Source organism: Bacillus piscicola, assembly GCF_022458745.1.
Classification (GTDB): domain Bacteria; phylum Bacillota; class Bacilli; order Bacillales; family Marinococcaceae; genus Alteribacillus_A; species Alteribacillus_A piscicola.
This window is the reverse complement of record NZ_JAJJJF010000007.1, coordinates 141,992-158,170: the sequence shown is the minus strand read 5'-3', so window position 1 is coordinate 158,170 and position 16,179 is coordinate 141,992. Positions and strand designations below refer to the sequence as shown.

Annotated in this window: 20 protein-coding genes and 1 riboswitch; of the genes, 9 read left to right on the top strand and 11 right to left on the bottom strand. The window is 42.6% G+C overall.

What is annotated here, in order from left to right; all coding sequences use genetic code 11:
* The first annotated feature begins 208 nt into the window (after positions 1 to 208).
* The 7 genes from LOR49_RS12290 to LOR49_RS12265 all read left to right on the top strand — a co-directional run bounded on the left by LOR49_RS12290 (position 209) and on the right by LOR49_RS12265 (position 4,966).
* On the top strand, positions 209 to 577 hold the full coding sequence (locus LOR49_RS12290; RefSeq protein ID WP_240377029.1) for a hypothetical protein: 369 nt from the start codon (positions 209 to 211) through the stop codon (positions 575 to 577).
* Between the two features lie 63 nt (positions 578 to 640).
* Positions 641 to 823: a hypothetical protein gene (locus LOR49_RS12285; RefSeq protein WP_240377028.1), complete on the top strand. Its 183-nt coding sequence runs from the start codon at positions 641 to 643 to the stop codon at positions 821 to 823.
* A 152-nt stretch (positions 824 to 975) separates the two neighbouring features.
* Complete coding sequence (locus LOR49_RS12280) at positions 976 to 1,530, top strand: tyrosine-type recombinase/integrase (RefSeq protein WP_240377027.1); 555 nt, start codon at positions 976 to 978, stop codon at positions 1,528 to 1,530.
* A 176-nt stretch (positions 1,531 to 1,706) separates the two neighbouring features.
* Positions 1,707 to 2,156, top strand: coding sequence for an Rpn family recombination-promoting nuclease/putative transposase (locus LOR49_RS17520; RefSeq protein ID WP_275899648.1), 450 nt, complete (start codon positions 1,707 to 1,709; stop codon positions 2,154 to 2,156).
* Positions 2,150 to 2,590: a PD-(D/E)XK nuclease family transposase gene (locus LOR49_RS17515; RefSeq protein ID WP_338021144.1), complete on the top strand. Its 441-nt coding sequence runs from the start codon at positions 2,150 to 2,152 to the stop codon at positions 2,588 to 2,590. Before LOR49_RS17520 ends, LOR49_RS17515 begins: the two co-directional genes overlap by 7 nt.
* Positions 2,591 to 2,813: 223 nt before the next feature.
* Positions 2,814 to 2,993 (top strand): hypothetical protein, encoded by a 180-nt coding sequence (locus LOR49_RS12270; RefSeq protein WP_240377026.1) that lies wholly within the window; start codon positions 2,814 to 2,816, stop codon positions 2,991 to 2,993.
* Between the two features lie 317 nt (positions 2,994 to 3,310).
* On the top strand, positions 3,311 to 4,966 hold the full coding sequence (locus tag LOR49_RS12265; RefSeq protein ID WP_240377025.1) for a flagellin N-terminal helical domain-containing protein: 1,656 nt from the start codon (positions 3,311 to 3,313) through the stop codon (positions 4,964 to 4,966).
* Positions 4,967 to 5,159: 193 nt separating this feature from the next.
* Here the strand turns inward: LOR49_RS12265 and LOR49_RS12260 are convergent, their stop codons facing one another.
* The 7 genes from LOR49_RS12260 to LOR49_RS12230 all read right to left on the bottom strand — a co-directional run bounded on the left by LOR49_RS12260 (position 5,160) and on the right by LOR49_RS12230 (position 10,268).
* Positions 5,160 to 6,053, bottom strand: coding sequence for a chemotaxis protein (locus LOR49_RS12260; protein WP_240377024.1), 894 nt, complete (start codon positions 6,051 to 6,053; stop codon positions 5,160 to 5,162).
* Between the two features lie 44 nt (positions 6,054 to 6,097).
* A complete protein-coding gene (locus LOR49_RS12255; protein ID WP_240377023.1) occupies positions 6,098 to 6,697 on the bottom strand; it encodes a chemotaxis protein CheX in 600 nt (199 codons plus the stop codon).
* A gap of 33 nt (positions 6,698 to 6,730) precedes the next feature.
* Positions 6,731 to 7,495: a flagellar motor protein MotB gene (motB, locus tag LOR49_RS12250; RefSeq protein WP_240377022.1), complete on the bottom strand. Its 765-nt coding sequence runs from the start codon at positions 7,493 to 7,495 to the stop codon at positions 6,731 to 6,733.
* Positions 7,473 to 8,276 carry a flagellar motor stator protein MotA gene (gene motA / locus LOR49_RS12245; protein ID WP_240377021.1) on the bottom strand — a complete coding sequence of 268 codons (804 nt, stop codon included), beginning with the start codon at positions 8,274 to 8,276 and terminating at the stop codon, positions 7,473 to 7,475. Before motA ends, motB begins: the two co-directional genes overlap by 23 nt.
* A 254-nt stretch (positions 8,277 to 8,530) precedes the next feature.
* The gene (locus LOR49_RS12240) at positions 8,531 to 9,073 is read right to left on the bottom strand and encodes a DUF4352 domain-containing protein (RefSeq protein ID WP_240377020.1); all 543 of its coding nucleotides are present in this window, start codon (positions 9,071 to 9,073) and stop codon (positions 8,531 to 8,533) included.
* Between the two features lie 3 nt (positions 9,074 to 9,076).
* Positions 9,077 to 9,271 (bottom strand): aspartyl-phosphate phosphatase Spo0E family protein, encoded by a 195-nt coding sequence (locus LOR49_RS12235; RefSeq protein ID WP_240377019.1) that lies wholly within the window; start codon positions 9,269 to 9,271, stop codon positions 9,077 to 9,079.
* 59 nt (positions 9,272 to 9,330) lie between these two features.
* A riboswitch (cyclic di-GMP riboswitch) is annotated at positions 9,331 to 9,415 on the bottom strand.
* Positions 9,416 to 9,539: 124 nt separating this feature from the next.
* The gene (locus tag LOR49_RS12230) at positions 9,540 to 10,268 is read right to left on the bottom strand and encodes a LuxR C-terminal-related transcriptional regulator (protein ID WP_240377018.1); all 729 of its coding nucleotides are present in this window, start codon (positions 10,266 to 10,268) and stop codon (positions 9,540 to 9,542) included.
* Positions 10,269 to 10,642: 374 nt separating this feature from the next.
* On the opposite strand from LOR49_RS12230, the gene LOR49_RS12225 reads away from it, so the two are divergent.
* Positions 10,643 to 11,059, top strand: a complete 417-nt coding sequence (locus tag LOR49_RS12225; protein WP_240377017.1) for a DUF4870 domain-containing protein — start codon at positions 10,643 to 10,645, stop codon at positions 11,057 to 11,059.
* 140 nt (positions 11,060 to 11,199) lie between these two features.
* Here the strand turns inward: LOR49_RS12225 and LOR49_RS12220 are convergent, their stop codons facing one another.
* The 3 genes from LOR49_RS12220 to LOR49_RS12210 all read right to left on the bottom strand — a co-directional run bounded on the left by LOR49_RS12220 (position 11,200) and on the right by LOR49_RS12210 (position 12,077).
* Positions 11,200 to 11,406 carry a YvrJ family protein gene (locus tag LOR49_RS12220; protein ID WP_240377016.1) on the bottom strand — a complete coding sequence of 69 codons (207 nt, stop codon included), beginning with the start codon at positions 11,404 to 11,406 and terminating at the stop codon, positions 11,200 to 11,202.
* A 68-nt stretch (positions 11,407 to 11,474) separates the two neighbouring features.
* Positions 11,475 to 11,696: a DUF2922 domain-containing protein gene (locus LOR49_RS12215; RefSeq protein WP_240377015.1), complete on the bottom strand. Its 222-nt coding sequence runs from the start codon at positions 11,694 to 11,696 to the stop codon at positions 11,475 to 11,477.
* Positions 11,697 to 11,864: 168 nt separating this feature from the next.
* Positions 11,865 to 12,077, bottom strand: a complete 213-nt coding sequence (locus LOR49_RS12210; protein ID WP_240377014.1) for a DUF1659 domain-containing protein — start codon at positions 12,075 to 12,077, stop codon at positions 11,865 to 11,867.
* Between the two features lie 500 nt (positions 12,078 to 12,577).
* On the opposite strand from LOR49_RS12210, the gene LOR49_RS12205 reads away from it, so the two are divergent.
* The gene (locus LOR49_RS12205; RefSeq protein WP_240377013.1) at positions 12,578 to 15,931 is read left to right on the top strand and encodes an S-layer homology domain-containing protein; all 3,354 of its coding nucleotides are present in this window, start codon (positions 12,578 to 12,580) and stop codon (positions 15,929 to 15,931) included.
* Here the strand turns inward: LOR49_RS12205 and LOR49_RS17745 are convergent.
* Positions 15,906 to 16,142 (bottom strand): hypothetical protein, encoded by a 237-nt coding sequence (locus tag LOR49_RS17745; protein WP_420830449.1) that lies wholly within the window; start codon positions 16,140 to 16,142, stop codon positions 15,906 to 15,908. The two genes, LOR49_RS12205 and LOR49_RS17745, sit on opposite strands and share 26 nt — an antisense overlap.
* Between the last annotated feature and the right edge of the window lie 37 nt (positions 16,143 to 16,179).

The following is a 16,179-nucleotide window of genomic DNA, read 5'->3' as shown; positions in this document are numbered from 1 at the left end:
ACCTTCTTGGGCAACCAACATAGAAGGCCTTCCGAAACCTACATTTTTAGAATGCCATAAACACGATAACCTACCATTGGACACAGCTTTCTCTCCTTCATTTCCCTGCGCTATGAAAAAAGTAAAAAAAATCAGCACGCAAATGATAACAATGTAATAACGGAGACGTAGTAGTCGACGTATATCTGAAAAAGAAAGAGGGAGAAGTATGGCTTATTATGTGAAGAAAAAGAAGGTGCGTTCCCCGATTGTACAACAACCTGTCACTGTGATTCCGCTGGATCAAGAGGAAGAAGCCGAGACACTAGACGCAGGAAAAGGAGAACGAAAGGATAAAAATCAAACACAACAAACGGAGACGCCGATTATGGAAAAAAGTCTTAAAAGCAATCGACATCCCCATGTGCCAACCAACAATATGAAACGCCCCCCAACATTTGACGAGAGTCATGTACGAAAAACCATCTACTTTACTATAGAGAACCAAGAACGATTAGAAAAGGAGAAATATAGTACTCGCAGAAGCATTACGCGACTTGTGAATGACGCTTTAGACCGTTACTTTGCCGATTCATAAACCATTGCCACCTATGCCATGACGGTATAGGTGGTTTTTCATTCATAAGAAAGGGAGAGGTCGATGTCAACGAATCAGGAGCTACTACTTACGGAAAAACAAAAAGAGATCCTGGAAGGATTTCAGAAATGGTTGGAACGGGAAGAAAAAGCTGCAAAACGATTGAGTCTTATGTACATGATGTCAAAAGGCTCTTTCTTAAAGAGCAAATCCAACCCCCACATGATCTTTCGCGCTCCCTTGTAAAAAGATACTTGGAAACCATGCGAAACGATGGTTTTGCCATTGCTACTATCAACAAAGCCATAAACACTTTTCAAGTACTCTACCTGTATTTCAAACACATGGGGGAGAGTATAGAACCATTTGTTTACCCCAAAAGAGATCGAAAGCATGTAATGAACTCATATGTCGATGTGTTGAAGGATGAGGAAGTAGATAAATTAATGATGCATATGCATAATCAAGCAAAGAAGAGGGATCGGCTGATAATTTATATTCTGCTCTACACCGGGGTCCGTGTTAGTGAATTAATAAATATTCGGACACGGGACATTGATAGATTGACAGGAACCCTTCAAGTCACAGGGAAGGGTGGGAAAATTCGAGAATTGCCACTACGGGCTGATGTACTGGAACAGATAGAAAGTTACGTAAGAGGAGAACGGAGGGAAAGCCGCTTTGCAGAAAGCTCCTATTTGTTACTTTCCCAACGTGCCGCTAAGTTGCACCGAGACACTGTTAATCGCCTATGTAACAGATTATCTAGGGAACTGACGTTTCAGGTTTACCCCCACAAATGTAGAAGAACATACGCTTCACGCCTTTTGGCAAAAAAGGCAGACTTGTCGATGGTACCGGCTTTGTTGGAACATCATTCTGTGGCTCTTACCGCTAGGTACTATCTTCATCATTCGAACGAAGATCGTCAAGCAGCCGTTGAGAAGCTTTAAGCAAAAGATACAGGCCGAAGCCAAGAAGGAGTGATTCATGATGAGCAAAAACAAACAAGAGCGAACAGGGGATATCCTAGTGATCATTGGAATTGCAGCGGAAATTCTGGCTATCATTCATGCCCATTTTATATGACGCGAACCGTCGCTTCAGAATTACCCCAGGAACACCGGCAATGGATATTAAAGTATATCTATACCCGCAGCAATTGTTCGGCAGTGAGAAGAATAAAGAAATTACGGTTGTATTCCTCAACGCTATTCTAAAACGTACAAGACGTGATACGATTAAAAAAATCATGTTCCTTAATCAAGAGTATGGCGGTCAGTATGAGGCAGACAAACAATCTCGTCTAGATATTGTGGTACGCACGCTAGCAGGAAATTTGATCAACGTCGAGATGCAGTTGTCAAATAATAACGACATGATGAAGCGAACGCTTTATTACTGGTCCAGACTATATGGATCCCAGTTACAACGTGGGAAGGGTTATCACACACTTTCTCCAACGATCACCATTAATATTTGCGATTTTACGTTATTCGAAACAGCCCATTATCATACCACATATCACCTTTATGAAGATTCGACGATGGAACGCTCGAAAAGAAGGACGATGTGTTAGAAATTCATCTCATTGAAATGCGGAAGTTTATTCAATTATGGCATGAGAATAAGTTAGATCCATTCGATGATATTTTAGTCCGTTGGTTACTCTTACTAGGCATGGTAGATGCCAGAAAACAAAGAGTGTACAATGAAATTTATAAAGAATTGGAGGCGCTTGCGATGACAGATGAACGGTTAAGGGATGCTTTTAGTGCCTGGGAAGAACTAAGTCAAACTCCTGACTCCATCATTGCTTATGAGTCTCGTCTGAAAAAAATTATTGATGAAGAAGCGAAGATTGATTATGCGGAATATAAGGGAAGTGAAGCAACAAAGGTAGAAGTCATTTTAACAGGAGCCAAAAAGGGTCTTGATTTAGAATTATTAGCTGAATTGACTGGTTATTCAGTAGAAAAAGTACAAGAGGTGTTAGTCCAACATCAAGAATAAATAGGTTGTTAGAAGGACTTTCCTTTGGGTTGATTTTACGACCGGCATATGAATCGATCTAGGTTAGAAGCGTAAAATTACAATTTAAATGGGATGATGGGAGGAATCTAAAACAGACTTAGATTTCTCTCTTTTTTTTTACATTGAGCAACAAAAATTCCGTCAAAATCATTTGCTTTTTCTGTGTGGATTTCATTTACCTTGTAAAAACCACGCATTATTTTTGGTTTACCATAAAATTAGGCGACATGGCCAAACGTTTTACCAAGCATTTGACCCTAGTACTGGATACTATGAAACGAATACATGGACAGAAGAAGCATTAATCGCGAAACAACTTGATCATACGATCGATAGGGAGGTGGAAATTCATGACGAGGAAGCCGCCAAAACCATTAGATGATTCCAGATACTATTCTACGGAAAAGAGTAAAGGATTATGTGACATATTTATAAATCATATTGGGTATGCAGAGCCAGACAGAAACGACAACAATGTAATAACGGAGACGTAGCAGTCGACGTTCGCAGAGTTTTTTCTTGTTTGTTTAGGATCTTCGTCAATACCACTTTTTATGGAAATACTGTCCCTGAATTTTTGATCGAGGAGTTAGGTCTATGTATCAAGTCATTCTTGCATCTTTTTTTCTCTAGCCTAAAGAATAGGAGATTTCATTCCGATATAGTTATTAAGGACTATGTGGAGGGAAGGTTGTTCCTATGATTATTAATAATAATATTCCAGCGCTCAATGCTTACAATAAATTAGCTCAAAATAATCAAAAAATGTCTAACACGCTGGAAAAGCTGTCATCTGGCTTGCGGATAAACAGGGCAAGTGATGATGCTGCTGGTATGGCTATATCACAGAAAATGAAGGGACAGATACGCGGGTTGACGCAGGCGGACCGTAATGTGTTGGATGGTGTGTCATTGGTACAGACGGCTGAGGCCGGGTTGAATAGTATTCACAATATGTTGCAACGAACACGTGAGTTAACGGTACAGGCATCGAATGATACGTTGACAGAGAGTGATCGTAACCAATTACAGGAAGAAATAGAGCAAATCAAGCATGGGATTAATGATGTGGCAAACCACACAGAGTTTAATACGATTCCCTTACTAAACAGAACAGCTGAGGTTACGGAAACGAAAGAAGTAACAATAGTAGATGGTTCAGAGACACAGCTAACATTTGGTTCCAGGTATGATACTGCTCCTAGCTGGAGTGAAAAGCGAATCGTATTTTCGGGTGCCGACGATACGACGGGCACTAACGCTAAAATATACAAGAAGGATTATAGCGATCCTGATGATAATGGGAAGGAGATTCCTAACTTAGAAGGATTTGCGCCAGCGCTTTCCAGTAACGGGAAGAGAGTGGCCTATATTCGTGAGGATAATTTATATATGGCTAATGATGATGGAACGGGTAGCGTACAATTAACGACTACTGATGATGTGACTTACAGACATTCTATTTATCAATCAAGCCCTTCCTGGTCAGCTGATGATGCATTTATTTATTTTAGTTCAAACAAAGGGATAGAAAAAATAAATGTAAGCTCAAAGGAAAGAGAAATGATTGTTGAAGACACCAGTCTAGCTTTTCCTTCTGTTTCTCCGGATGGAAAAGAGGTGGTGTACCAGAAAGGTCAAGATATATATATAGTGAATCAAGATGGCACAGAAAATCGAAAGGTGGCAGAGGGGCAGCAGCCTGTGTTTTCACCTGACGGAAGTAAGATAGTTTTCTCAGATGCTGAAGACATATTTATCATGGATGCTGATGGAAGTAATCAGCAGAACTTAACTGCACCTATGGAAACGGCTGACCAACATAGTCATAATCACCATCCTTCCTGGTCATCAGATGGAAATAAGATCGTGTTTCATTCTGATGAAACAGATGGGGATTTTGGGACGCTTTGGGAAGTGACTCTGTCAGGAATGGGAGAAGACACGGAAACGACGAGCGGGCAAAACATCATCCTTCAAGTAGGAGCGAATGAGGGAGAGAGTTTTGAGGTGATCTTAACGGATGCACGTACCTCTGCTCTTGAGCTAGATGACGTAAAGGTAACATCCCAGGAAGACGCTCTAGAAGCTTTAGACAAAGTAGACCAAGCGATTGAAACGATCTCAAAGGAACGAACAAAATATGGAGCCTATCAAAACCGGTTAGATCACATTCATAACAATTTAGGGAATTACAATGAGAATGTAACAGCATCCGAGTCACGGATTGCTGATGCTGACATGGCTCTGCAAATGACAGAGTTTACTAAGAATAACATTATAAATCAATCGGCAACAGCTATGCTGGCTCAGGCGAATCAATTGCCACAAGGGGTGCTGGAGCTGCTAAAATAGAAAACTATTATAGAAGGACGTAATGGGGGATAACAAATGGGAAAAAGAGAGAAGGGATGTTTTATAGAAAACCATTAGAAGTGATTGACTATGATGAATATAATTTTAGTGAGGTTTCTATTAAAATCAGGGGGATAGCTCTGTGAAAAAGGAGCGATGTCCCCGTGATGACTCTTTTTTCCGGTTGTTCCAATTAAAGGATTAATTGATCAATCTTATCGATGAGTTTATTTATTTCTGGTTTACTAATCTGTGCGTCAGCTCCCACGTTTTCTCCTTTGTGATACAAACTGTCCGTTATTAATGAAGAAAAGATGACTACGGGTATGTCGCGCAACATCGCATGTTCCTTTATTTTTTTCGTTAAATGGTGGCCATCCATTTGCGGCATTTCGATGTCTGTAATAATGAGATCTGGATAGTTGCTGTTTTTCTCTTCTAACAGGGAGTTGATATATTCCCAGGCTTCTTTTCCATTGGGAAAAAGAGTGATGGTGTATCCTGCTTCTTCCAACGTGTCTTTTAACATTTTTTGTAATATCGAAGAATCTTCTGCAGCCAGAATATGTTTATTCGAACGATCTTTTTCTTTTCGTTTTTCGGGGGAATAGCCGGGAAACCCCGATCCTGGACAAATGTCCATAACAATTTTTTCATAGTCCAGTAACAAAGCCATCTCCTGTTTCATTTTTACAACGCCTATCGTATGGGTGTTATTCCAATCTGCAAGACCGCCTAGTTTTTCAATATTCTCCCAGGAAATTCGATGAATCCGTGTGACTTCTTGTACACGAAAGGCCACTTTCATTTTATTTAACTCTGCAATAATAAACGTGTCCTTTTCAGGGTTTTCAGATGGGGGATAGCCCAACACGCCCGCAAGATCAATGACCGGGAAAACCTCTTCCCGCAGATGAATAATCCCTTCGTAATGTTCATGTTGATTCGGGGTTTCGGTTACGTCTACGGTTTGAATAATTTCTCTCACTTTTAACACATTAATGCCAAATGTACTTTTTCCTATATGAAACATGACGATTTCTAATTCATTCGTACCGCTTTCAAGCAGGATGTCTGTTTGTTTCATTTCTACTGGTTCCTTTCTCTTTCCACGTTCATTTTCTTCGTGATTCAAAGATGGATGCGACCATTTCTTCTGATTCGCTGTTCAATTTCTAAACTTACTTTAGGCTCTTCGTGGTTCTCTGTGCACTCGGGAGGAATAGTACGGATCTGTTGTCTCGTTAAGGTCTCACGCTTCCTATTCGTTTCGTCCAGTAGCATGTAAATCGTCATGGTTCCGGCGTCTGCGAACGTACAGGGAAGACGGTATGCTTTTTCGTACCCGGACAGGCTCGTGTCACCTTGCATAATGGTCGGAGCCGTGATGTCCGTTTTGATCGCTTCTTGCATGAGATTCGTTGAAAAGTTGCCGCCAATCATGTTCCCCAGTTCTCCACTGAATGAATGCAGCATCTCTCCTTCAATCGGCATGCCAAACATGGTCTCTCCGATTGCACCGAACACGGACGACTCTCCGGTTAACAAAAGCTTTCCCTTCATGTCCCCGGTGATGCCGATGAGGACACCAAAACGCAAGGTTAACACTTGCTCGAGCGGTTGGACCGCTTCTACTGTGACACTTAGTGGAATGACATGTTCAATAGATGCTGTGATCATTTCCAATAAAGTAGAAGGTACCGATATTGCTGGCTTTGATGAATGTAGCATACAAATCACTCTCCTTCATTATGTAAAGAAGGCTTATGAATCACTGAGACCACGGTCAGTTTTTCCCGTGGTTTCAACATAATTCGGCAGGATCAGGACTTCCACGCGTCGATTTTTTGCTCTATTTTCCTTGCTGTTGTTCGGGGCATTTGGTTGATGCTCTCCGTATCCTTTTGCGCTGAAACGCCCCGGCTCCAGTCCGTCATTTTCTAACAGGAGACGCATAAAATTAACGGCACGCATCGCACTTAAATCCCAGTTCGACGTGAATTCTGGTGTGTGGATAGGCTTATCATCGGTATGTCCGCTTACAATGATTTGACGCGGCGGATCGGTGTTTAGAAAGGTAGCCATCTCTTTTGCGATCGTCTTTCCTTCTTCTTTTACGACCGCGCTTCCTGAATCAAAAAAAACATCATTTAAAATGGCGATCATAAGTCCTTCTCCTGTTAACCTTGTTTCAAGGACGTCAGAGAGGCTGTTCTTTTCAATGTAGGTATTAATGTTTTGTTGCAAATTTTTTAGTTCATCAAGCTCTTGTTTGTTCGCATCGTCAGTGGCGGACTCCTCTGTTCGGTGAGGGAGCTGCTGCAAACTCTGATTCTGTTCTAAAAAGCCATTGCTCCCGGAGAGTTCCCCTTTTAATACGGTCGCCAATTCTTCGTACTTCTCCGCATCGATTTCACTCATAGCAAACAAAACAATGAAAAGGGCGAGTAGCAGGGTTAACATGTCGGCATACGGCAAGAGCCATGATTCCTGGATATGCTCTTCTTTATGCTGTTTCTGTTTGCGCATTGCCCTTCACCTGCTCCTTACCTGTTGATCTCTCATTTAACGGAAGGTAAGAGCTTAACTTGTCTTTGATAATTAACGGCGATTCCTGGTTCACAATGGAGAGGACTCCCTCAATCATGACGTTCATCCGTTGGGCTTCATTATTCGATTTTTCCTTTAACTTATTCGCAAATGGGTGCCAGAGTACGTATCCGGAAAAAATACCAAATAATGTAGCGATAAACGCCGAGGAAATAGCGTGTCCTAACACTTCCATGTCTTCGAGGTTTCCTAAGGCAGCAATTAAACCTACGACAGCCCCGAGCACCCCTAAAGTCGGTGCGTACGTACCTGCTTGCGTGAAAATCGCCGCCCCTTTCTGATGTCTTTTTTCCATGGCATCGACCTTCTCCGCCAACACATCTCGAATAAAATCTGCTGTCTGACCATCCGTAACCATCTGCAAACCAGATTTTAGAAATGGGTCATCCAGTTTCTCAATTCGTTCCGCTAAAGCTAAAATTCCTTCTCGTCGTGTTAATTCTGACATTTCGGTAAATTGGTCAATAAGTCCGTTAATATCGGCAGGCTTTTCTTCTTGAAAAATGATTTTCAGTAAAATTGGCACTTTTTTGATCGTGGTTAACGGAAATGCAATCAACACGGAGGCAGCTGTTCCAAGAAAGATAATCAGTAAGGCAGCTGGGTTTACAAGCGCTTCCACACTGACTCCCTTCATGACCATGCCAACAAATATAGCAACAAAACCAAGCACAATCCCAATAAACGATGTTTTATCCATTTTTCTCCCCCTCTAAGTTGTGTTACACAGCCAACTGGCTCCTTTGTGCTGTCCGTTTGCTGTTACATTTTCTGACACGTTTTATATCGACACAAATACCCGGCACTTAAAGGTATTTTATGAAATAAGGTGACTTTTGTAGTGGGATAGTTTCAGGAGAAGCCAGAGGGCTTAAGGATTCACACACTATTTATTAGCAACGTAAATAAATTGGGCTAAGTTGATAAAAAAGGCAGAATACCTTGGTGCTGCGCTCATGGCTTTCCTTTGATATCTTGATTGGTGAAGAGCCAAACGGCTTTGTTGTTCCCAAAGTTGTTGGAGAGGTTGATATGTAGTTCATATGTATCGCTTTGGAAAGTGTCGAATGGAATTTCACCTGTAAGTTTGTCACCTGGGTTTAAGGTTCCTTCAAAAAGTTGGCTGAGACCGTCTATGAGACAGAGAACGTTATAGGAAGTGCCGGATCCATCACGGAGTTTAAAGATAGAAAAGGGATCGATCTGTATGCTTTTTTCTGTGTGATTCACTGCTGTCATTTTTACGGCTATGTAACGATCATGGTCTGGTTTCATGTGATCAAACACCTCATCGTTGATACGAATGCCGTGTAACGTCATTTTCAAGCCATTAACATCAACCTGATCCCCTATACCGTGCATGTGGATCCGCTCTGTATGTACCATCTCCGCTTTCGCTGTTTGGTTAGTTTCTTCGATACGAGGAACATTCTGTTCTTGAGCGCACGCGCAAAGAAGTAGGAAACATAATGGGACGAATGCCCGTACCCCCCACATACCTCATTCCTCCTTTTCTATGTATAGTGGCGCAGGGGTGCGTCTAGCGTGATTGTTGCATAAAAGAAACTCGTTTAATAAGGCATCTAATTCTTGACTGACCTGGACAACACGCACGTCTGTAAAATCTCCAACTTGTTCGTAAAGTTCTGTCATTTTTCTCCGACATTCTTCCACTTCTTTTTTTAGTTCATTCATGTAAGATACTCCTTTCTTCTAAATGTGTAAAATTACCCATGAAAAAAACCGACCTCAAAAAAACACAAGGTCGGTTGCACTACTCGCTCCCAGTCATGAAAAGTGCCCATGTGGACATGACTGTTCCTAGCTTCCTCGATTACTTACGACACTTTCTTATTCATTTTCTTAACTAGTATATCGGCAGAGTCTGCTAGATTTTTAATACTTTTGTATCGGTATAAAAAGCATTATTTATACAGTCACACCACGAAGACTTAGTTTGACTCTAGGAATGAACGAGAAGGGTAGTAGCCGGGGACTGACCTAGAACAAGAGGAGGATGTAAAAGTCCAATATCAACTGATTTTCTGATTAAGTGGGTACGGTTATTCGCTTCTAATTTTCGTAGAAGTTCACTTATATGGTCACGAATGGTAGAAACAGCTAAATGGCAGTCATGCGCGATTTGTTTGTTGCTTTTTCCTTCAATAAGTTTTGATAATATCATAATCTCTCGCTTAGATAGCTTGTCCCAAAGCTGGTTACAGTCAGCCTGCTGTTCGTGAAGCTGCTCCAAATATGCGTGTTGTACGTGGTCTAAATAATACTTTTGATAGTCCAATGGAAGATAACTCGGGAAGCTCATTGCCTGTTTCAACTCGTCGATCCAGTCTTCTATGGTTTTTGTTTCTTCAAATAGAAAATGATTACATCCTAACTGAATAAGAGTACTAACGTCTGCTTTCTTCTGAAGGTTAACAATGACGGTGTAAGTGGAATTTTGTTTCCTTCCCCAAAAACGTAAAAGTTCTTCAACTCTTTTTATGCTGATACTTGAAATATAATATAAGAGTTTATCATTAAAATGATCTGGGGCAATGTTTTCTTCAAAAAGATTTGACGAAACCTCTTGCAGGAAAGGAAAAGACTGAGCAATCACAGAACCTTTGGAAAAAGGACTTGTATCAAAAAGTATGAAAGGAGCATTGGGTGGCGTGGGGGACAAACGAACCATTTTGATCACCTTGCTTGCTTTTTATTTTGTGAGTGAAAGAAAAAACGGATATTTTCCAATACCTTCTGAGACTTAAGACCTTATAAATAAATAATAAGAAAAATATAGCATAACATACAAATAAAGTAAAATATAAAAAATATTTTTACAATAGTATAGTAAGGAGCGGGGTCAGACCCCATAACTATTACATGGCGGAGAGTCGTTTGGCTCTTAGTTTTTTTCTGGGTTGCTGCTCTAGATGTCGAGGATAAAGAAGATTTCACCCAATAAGCAGAAACTGCTCATATCCACCGGTGCCTTTGCATATGTATACAGGGCATGGAAGAGGTATTGCCTTTTTTTACATGTGACAAACGACAAGGGGGGACACTATGGGAGACAATAACGACGAGAAGCCTCCGGTATCACAAGAAGAAGTACCTGCTGCCGCCAAGCAAACAGAAAATAGTCAAGCGGCCACTTCTTCTGGATTGGATGAAAATGTTGCGGGTCTTTTATGTTATTTAGTTGGTGTGATCACGGGAATTGTCTTCATTCTGTTAGAGAAGGAAAACCGGTTTGTGCGTTTCCATGCGTTACAGTCGATTTTTACTTTTGCGTTCTTGTTTGTCCTAAGTTTTGTCTTAACCGCTATCCCTGTCATTGGGTGGGTGATTAGTATCATCCTGGCGCCGCTTTCTGTCATTCTCTGGGTTGTTCTGATGATCAAAGCTTACCAAGGCAAGTGGTTCAAGCTGCCGGTGGTCGGGGAAATGGCGGAGAAACAATTGGATAAAATGAAAACGTGACTGGCTAGCAAAAACCTTTTAGTAGCATGGCCTGTGGAGAGAACAACGCTGCAGGCTTTTTTGTTTTTTGCCGTTCGTGTACCGTTCCTTTTATTGGAGAAGAGGTCCTATGTAACTCCCTGTTTACCGGGAGCTGGGTGTTACTTAGATTTTTCGTTATACTGGATGACTTCAAGGAGCTCTCCGACTTGCTGTACGGTGGCTTCGTTTTGTTTTCCGATCATCACGGCCAGGCTGGATATGGAGGCTTGCAGGTCTTTGACAACCGGTTCGAGCCGGATGAGCAGGTACGAGGCAACGGCGATCGGAAAGCCGACGTTTGAGATCAGGGCGATCAGTTCTTCCATCTTGTTCACCTCCTTGTTGGTTGGAAAAGGAGGCAGCCGCTTGTACTGACTGCCTGTCTTTTACCTGGTTACGATAACGGAATCGGATCAACGGCACGGGAGACGATGCGTGCTCCTTCCTTGGATGCGAGCACACTGGCACTGCCGGAAAAGACGGAGTGGGTAAGCAACTCGTCCATCGCAGCGGATACTTCCTGTGATGTTATATTCTCTTTCGGGCTTGGCAGACGGATGGTGACAATTCGTTTTTCCTCGTTTACAAAACGCATTTCTAGTGTTTTCTCTGGCATTCTCTTTCCCTCTTTTCTGATTTTTTGTTACAGTGGTGTGGAAACGTTTTTTTACGAGCGTCGTCCGTGCGGGCACCGCCTCCACCCTATCTTTGTGCAAAGGCTGTTAGGAGAGGTTCCTCTTGGCTGGCTGGTACCCGCCGACGCGCTTTTTTAAGCGTTTTGTTACTAAAAAATGTTACTGTTTTCGGTGAGAGATACGTTGATGATCGGGTTGTCGGTAAGCGTTGAAAAAGCGGCGCCTACTGCGTGGAGTGCGTCGACTTCCGCGTCGATTTTACACGGATAGCCGGTGCGGCGGGTCATCGTTTTGCCGTCGTCATCCAAACCCATGTCAAACGTTAGGTTCAAGCGGGCTGCATACGTTTCTTTAGCTGCCATGTTTGCCACCTCCTTTCCCAAGATAGTCGCTTATTCCCTAGGCAACCGAGGCATTCAGGGCCGGTGAAATGCGTCGGTTCCGATTGGGAATAAAAAAAGCCGATAGGTCTCCCCACCGGCTAACTCGAGTATAGTACACAGTTGTGCAATAAGCAATCAAATTTTAAAAATATTACCAATAGTTATTTAATTAGTGGCGAAGTGTTGCTGTACTCCTCTACATCCCCCCTCTTGATCCATATCCGTAAACATAGAATCAAAGATGTATTGTTTCGTTTTGTTTTGTTTAGTCTTGTTTCGTTTAAATAATGGGGAAATATTGTCGGAAATATTGTCAGAAATATTGTCAGAAAGATTGCAGGAAAGATTGTCGGAAAGATTGTCTGCAAAATGGGCAGGAAGAACACAGATAACTTAAAAATAATTTAATAATTCAAACAATTTTTCTGTGTTTTGTTCTATAATGAGAATGGTTCAGACGAAAACACGGGGAAGGTGGAATGAGAGTTAGGAAAATGGTTAAAAAACTGGGGATGTTTTTCGCCGTTGTATGTTGCCTGTTCTCGATGACACATTATGAAAGGGTGGAAGCGGAAGAGTCTTTTAAGGATGTTAAAAAAAGCAGCAGTCATTATGAGAGCATCATGTATTTGCATAAAGCGGGTGTGTATGGTGACAAGACTGGGGGTGTTTTTGCACCGAACAGCAGTATTACCAGGAATGAAGTTGTAAATATGTTGTATACGTTATACGGAAATAGTTTTGAGGAAGAACGAGTATACAAGGTAAACACTTTTTCTGACGTTTCCCCGCAAAACGCCAATTATTATCCGATCGTGTGGTCCTATGAAGTAGGGATATTCGATGGAAAGGACGGCAGATTTGACGGGGAGGGGCGTTTAACAAGAGCACAGTTGGCGAAAATTTTAGTAAATACATTTGATTTAGAACGAAAGGGAACCCACCCCTTTCCAGATGTGAAGCCGGATCATTGGGCGTTTGACTATGTCAGCAATTTGTACAGTAATGGTGTGACGACGGGAAATAACGGAGATTTTATGCCGGAAAAAGAAGTTACCAATGGTCAATTCGCCAGTTTTATTTATCGGACGTTGCAAGTGACGGAAGTGGAAAGAAATAAAGATCCGATAGAACAAGCAGGCATGTTAGAAGCATCTATCAGTTATGTTCATGGGGACACGTTCTTATCAAAAGGGGGGACACGTGAATTCAAGGCGGAAGAGGCGATGGTGGTCTCTCAAGGGGATACGATTCGAACGGAAGGAGAAGGAACAGCCAACATTCTTTTTGAAAATGGCTCCAAAATAACGCTTGGAAAAAACACGAAAGTCGTCTTTTCCAATTTACGGAAGGAGGAAGAAGGAACACAGATACAAGTGGACGTCGTGGACGGGGCAGTATGGAACAGCGTGGAGGGGCTGACGGGGGAAAATGATTCGTATGTAATTGGAACCGAAACAGCCATGATGGAAGCGCACGGAACACTATTTTTAGTCAGGATAGACCCTGAATCTGGAAGAACAACGGTGAATGTTTTTGACGGCATTGTTGGCGCCAGATCACCTTCAAACCCCGGGGATGAGAAGACCGAAAGACAGCTCCGTATGAATGAAACGTTAAGACAAAATGGGTCATCCCTCGAAAATAGTGAAGTGAGAAAGTTAGACCCTATTGATTTCACTTCTGAGACGGAAGCAGAAATATTGGCAGAAATTTTACATGATATGAGGAATAAGGCGGAAGAAGAAGATCGCCTCGCAAATGAATATGCAACCCGGTTCGAACAACAGGGAAATGACCCAACCGACTTGCTGGAGTCGATGAGAAGGAACAGGTACTCAGAATCACTCCTGCAGCTGCAACAGAATGTAATGGAAGGGATTAATCAAAATAAGAGAGAGGAGGAGCTAAACACCTTACTGCAACAACGGAAACGTGAACATCTTCAGGAATTGGAAAGACAACTTGCGCAACAGCGGGAAGACGCAATGAATAGAAAAAAGGAATTAGAAGAAAGGGCTGCTAAAGAAGCCATCTCACGAAAAAGGATGGAGGACGTGTTAGACACTATTCCGAATGTGCCGAAAGTGAATACCTATTCGCCACGTAGAGCTGGTGACAGAGGGAGTAGTGGAAGAAGCTCTGGAGATAGAGGAGGTTCCGGAAGCACACCTGATAAGCCGGATCCAAATCCACAACCGGACCCAAAACCAGACCCGAAGCCACAACCCCCATCACCGCCTGATGTTACAGAGAGTATACACGGGGATCAGTACCATATTGAAGTATCGGGGGTATCCGAGGGTGCGACACTGGTGTTGTATGACGCCGACAGTGAATCAGTGGTAGAAGGTGCGGTATATGAGAATGGTCGTTTCATCGTTGCGGCAGATGGCAAAAGCTACTATGTGACGCAGATAGTAGCTGGTAAGGAAAGCAAACGATCGAATATAGTGGCTACAGAAAATGTAAACCAGGAACCAGACCGTCCAACCGCACCGCAGCTTACAGGAAGTGCGGACGGAGATGAGTTTTATATTGTAGTCGAAGGGATCGCCTCAGGGGCTATTCTCACTTTGTATGATGCCAGTGCTGATTCAGCGGTAGAGGGAGCTGTGTATGAAGATGGCCGCTTTATCGTTCCAGCCGATGGCAAAAGCTATTCTGTGACGCAGACTGTGGATGGACAGGAAAGTGACCGGTCAAATATAATTGTTGCTGCGAGAAAACCGGAGCCACCGACGATTTCAGGAAGCGCGGATGGAGAATATTATTATATTACAATAGAAGAAGATGAAGAAGCGGATGTCGCGTACACCTTGTACAAAGCCAATGATCAATCTAAGGTAGCGGACGCAGTCTATGAAAATGGGGAATTCACTGTACCGGTTGATGGGAACAGCTACTATGTGACGAAGACAGTGAGGGGACAGGAAAGTGAACCATCAGATAGCGTAACCGCCCTACCGAATGCCCCGATGATATTAGGCAGCGGGAGCGAGGATGGGGATCAATATTTTATTAAGATAGAAGGTCTAGAGCCGGATGTCACGTACACCTTGTATCATGCCAATGAACAAACTAAGGTAGCGGACGCAGTCTATGAAAATGGGGAATTCATTGTACCGGTTGATGGGAAAAGCTACTATGTGACGAAGACAGTAGGCGAGCTGGAAAGCGGACCATCAAACACGGTAGTTGTACCTAGTCTGCTATTGCCGCCTGACTTAAAAAGGATTGAAGACGAAAACATCCCCGTCTTGCCATATGTATTCCGAGATAATAACCAAGCCTGGCGAGATAAAATTTCAGAGATTACTCTGGTGGGGCCTGATGGCTCGGAGGGAATGAAATTAAACGATCAGCAGGACTATGCAATAGAGGATATACCAGAAGAAGTTGATATAGATGGGGATCATGTTATAATGTTTAATCCTGAATTATTTCAAGATGAAGGCTCGTACACGATTACCATAAAGGCTGCCGGTTATGAGGATGTAACATTAACGGTGGAAGGACTGAAAAACGGACTGGAGCCAGGGGCAGAGACAGTGGAATTGAGTGCGACATCGACAAGCAATTCGATTACGCTTACCTGGGATAACACTGCGGGATATAATGAGATTTGGGTTCAGTACGATGATAAAGAAGAATATCCCGAGGGAGGGGCTTCCGAGTATACCATCACGGACTTAACGCCGGCTACAGAATATACCATTCGAGTTGAATTTAGAATGAATGGAGATGATTTCCCGCGGGTGATAGGAACGGCTACCATTGCCACTGATGTAGCTGTAGAGCCGGAAGTCAGACCACAAGTACTGGAGTATTAAAAACAAGTTTCAGGGCCGATGTCTGAACGTATAAAAGGATAAGCTCTGTGGAGAGATAATCTCTGCAGGGCCTTTTTTGTGGCATTGACGTAGTTAAAAGAATAGATTGGGCAGCATAAGCTTCGTTTGCGTCGATTAAATCAAGGTCACTTGTTGACCATGCTGCTTTCTCTAGTGCACGTTTGGTCGCCGTGACGGGACCAAGTCTCATGACACTTGGGTATCTGTCGATTAACATTAAGAATATT

What these genes read in the sequence shown, in the direction of transcription:
- LOR49_RS12290 (WP_240377029.1), top strand. Translation starts at nt 209, where the DNA reads ATGGCTTATTATGTGAAGAAAAAGAAGGTGCGTTCCCCGATTGTACAA.
- LOR49_RS12285 (WP_240377028.1), top strand. Translation starts at nt 641, where the DNA reads ATGTCAACGAATCAGGAGCTACTACTTACGGAAAAACAAAAAGAGATC.
- LOR49_RS12280 (WP_240377027.1), top strand. Translation starts at nt 976, where the DNA reads ATGAACTCATATGTCGATGTGTTGAAGGATGAGGAAGTAGATAAATTA.
- LOR49_RS17520 (WP_275899648.1), top strand. Translation starts at nt 1,707, where the DNA reads ATGGATATTAAAGTATATCTATACCCGCAGCAATTGTTCGGCAGTGAG.
- LOR49_RS12265 (WP_240377025.1), top strand. Translation starts at nt 3,311, where the DNA reads ATGATTATTAATAATAATATTCCAGCGCTCAATGCTTACAATAAATTA.
- LOR49_RS12260 (WP_240377024.1), bottom strand. Translation starts at nt 6,053, where the DNA reads ATGAAACAAACAGACATCCTGCTTGAAAGCGGTACGAATGAATTAGAA.
- LOR49_RS12255 (WP_240377023.1), bottom strand. Translation starts at nt 6,697, where the DNA reads ATGCTACATTCATCAAAGCCAGCAATATCGGTACCTTCTACTTTATTG.
- motB (WP_240377022.1), bottom strand. Translation starts at nt 7,495, where the DNA reads ATGCGCAAACAGAAACAGCATAAAGAAGAGCATATCCAGGAATCATGG.
- motA (WP_240377021.1), bottom strand. Translation starts at nt 8,276, where the DNA reads ATGGATAAAACATCGTTTATTGGGATTGTGCTTGGTTTTGTTGCTATA.
- LOR49_RS12240 (WP_240377020.1), bottom strand. Translation starts at nt 9,073, where the DNA reads ATGTGGGGGGTACGGGCATTCGTCCCATTATGTTTCCTACTTCTTTGC.
- LOR49_RS12235 (WP_240377019.1), bottom strand. Translation starts at nt 9,271, where the DNA reads ATGAATGAACTAAAAAAAGAAGTGGAAGAATGTCGGAGAAAAATGACA.
- LOR49_RS12230 (WP_240377018.1), bottom strand. Translation starts at nt 10,268, where the DNA reads ATGGTTCGTTTGTCCCCCACGCCACCCAATGCTCCTTTCATACTTTTT.
- LOR49_RS12225 (WP_240377017.1), top strand. Translation starts at nt 10,643, where the DNA reads ATGGGAGACAATAACGACGAGAAGCCTCCGGTATCACAAGAAGAAGTA.
- LOR49_RS12220 (WP_240377016.1), bottom strand. Translation starts at nt 11,406, where the DNA reads ATGGAAGAACTGATCGCCCTGATCTCAAACGTCGGCTTTCCGATCGCC.
- LOR49_RS12215 (WP_240377015.1), bottom strand. Translation starts at nt 11,696, where the DNA reads ATGCCAGAGAAAACACTAGAAATGCGTTTTGTAAACGAGGAAAAACGA.
- LOR49_RS12210 (WP_240377014.1), bottom strand. Translation starts at nt 12,077, where the DNA reads ATGGCAGCTAAAGAAACGTATGCAGCCCGCTTGAACCTAACGTTTGAC.
- LOR49_RS12205 (WP_240377013.1), top strand. Translation starts at nt 12,578, where the DNA reads ATGAGAGTTAGGAAAATGGTTAAAAAACTGGGGATGTTTTTCGCCGTT.
- LOR49_RS17745 (WP_420830449.1), bottom strand. Translation starts at nt 16,142, where the DNA reads ATGAGACTTGGTCCCGTCACGGCGACCAAACGTGCACTAGAGAAAGCA.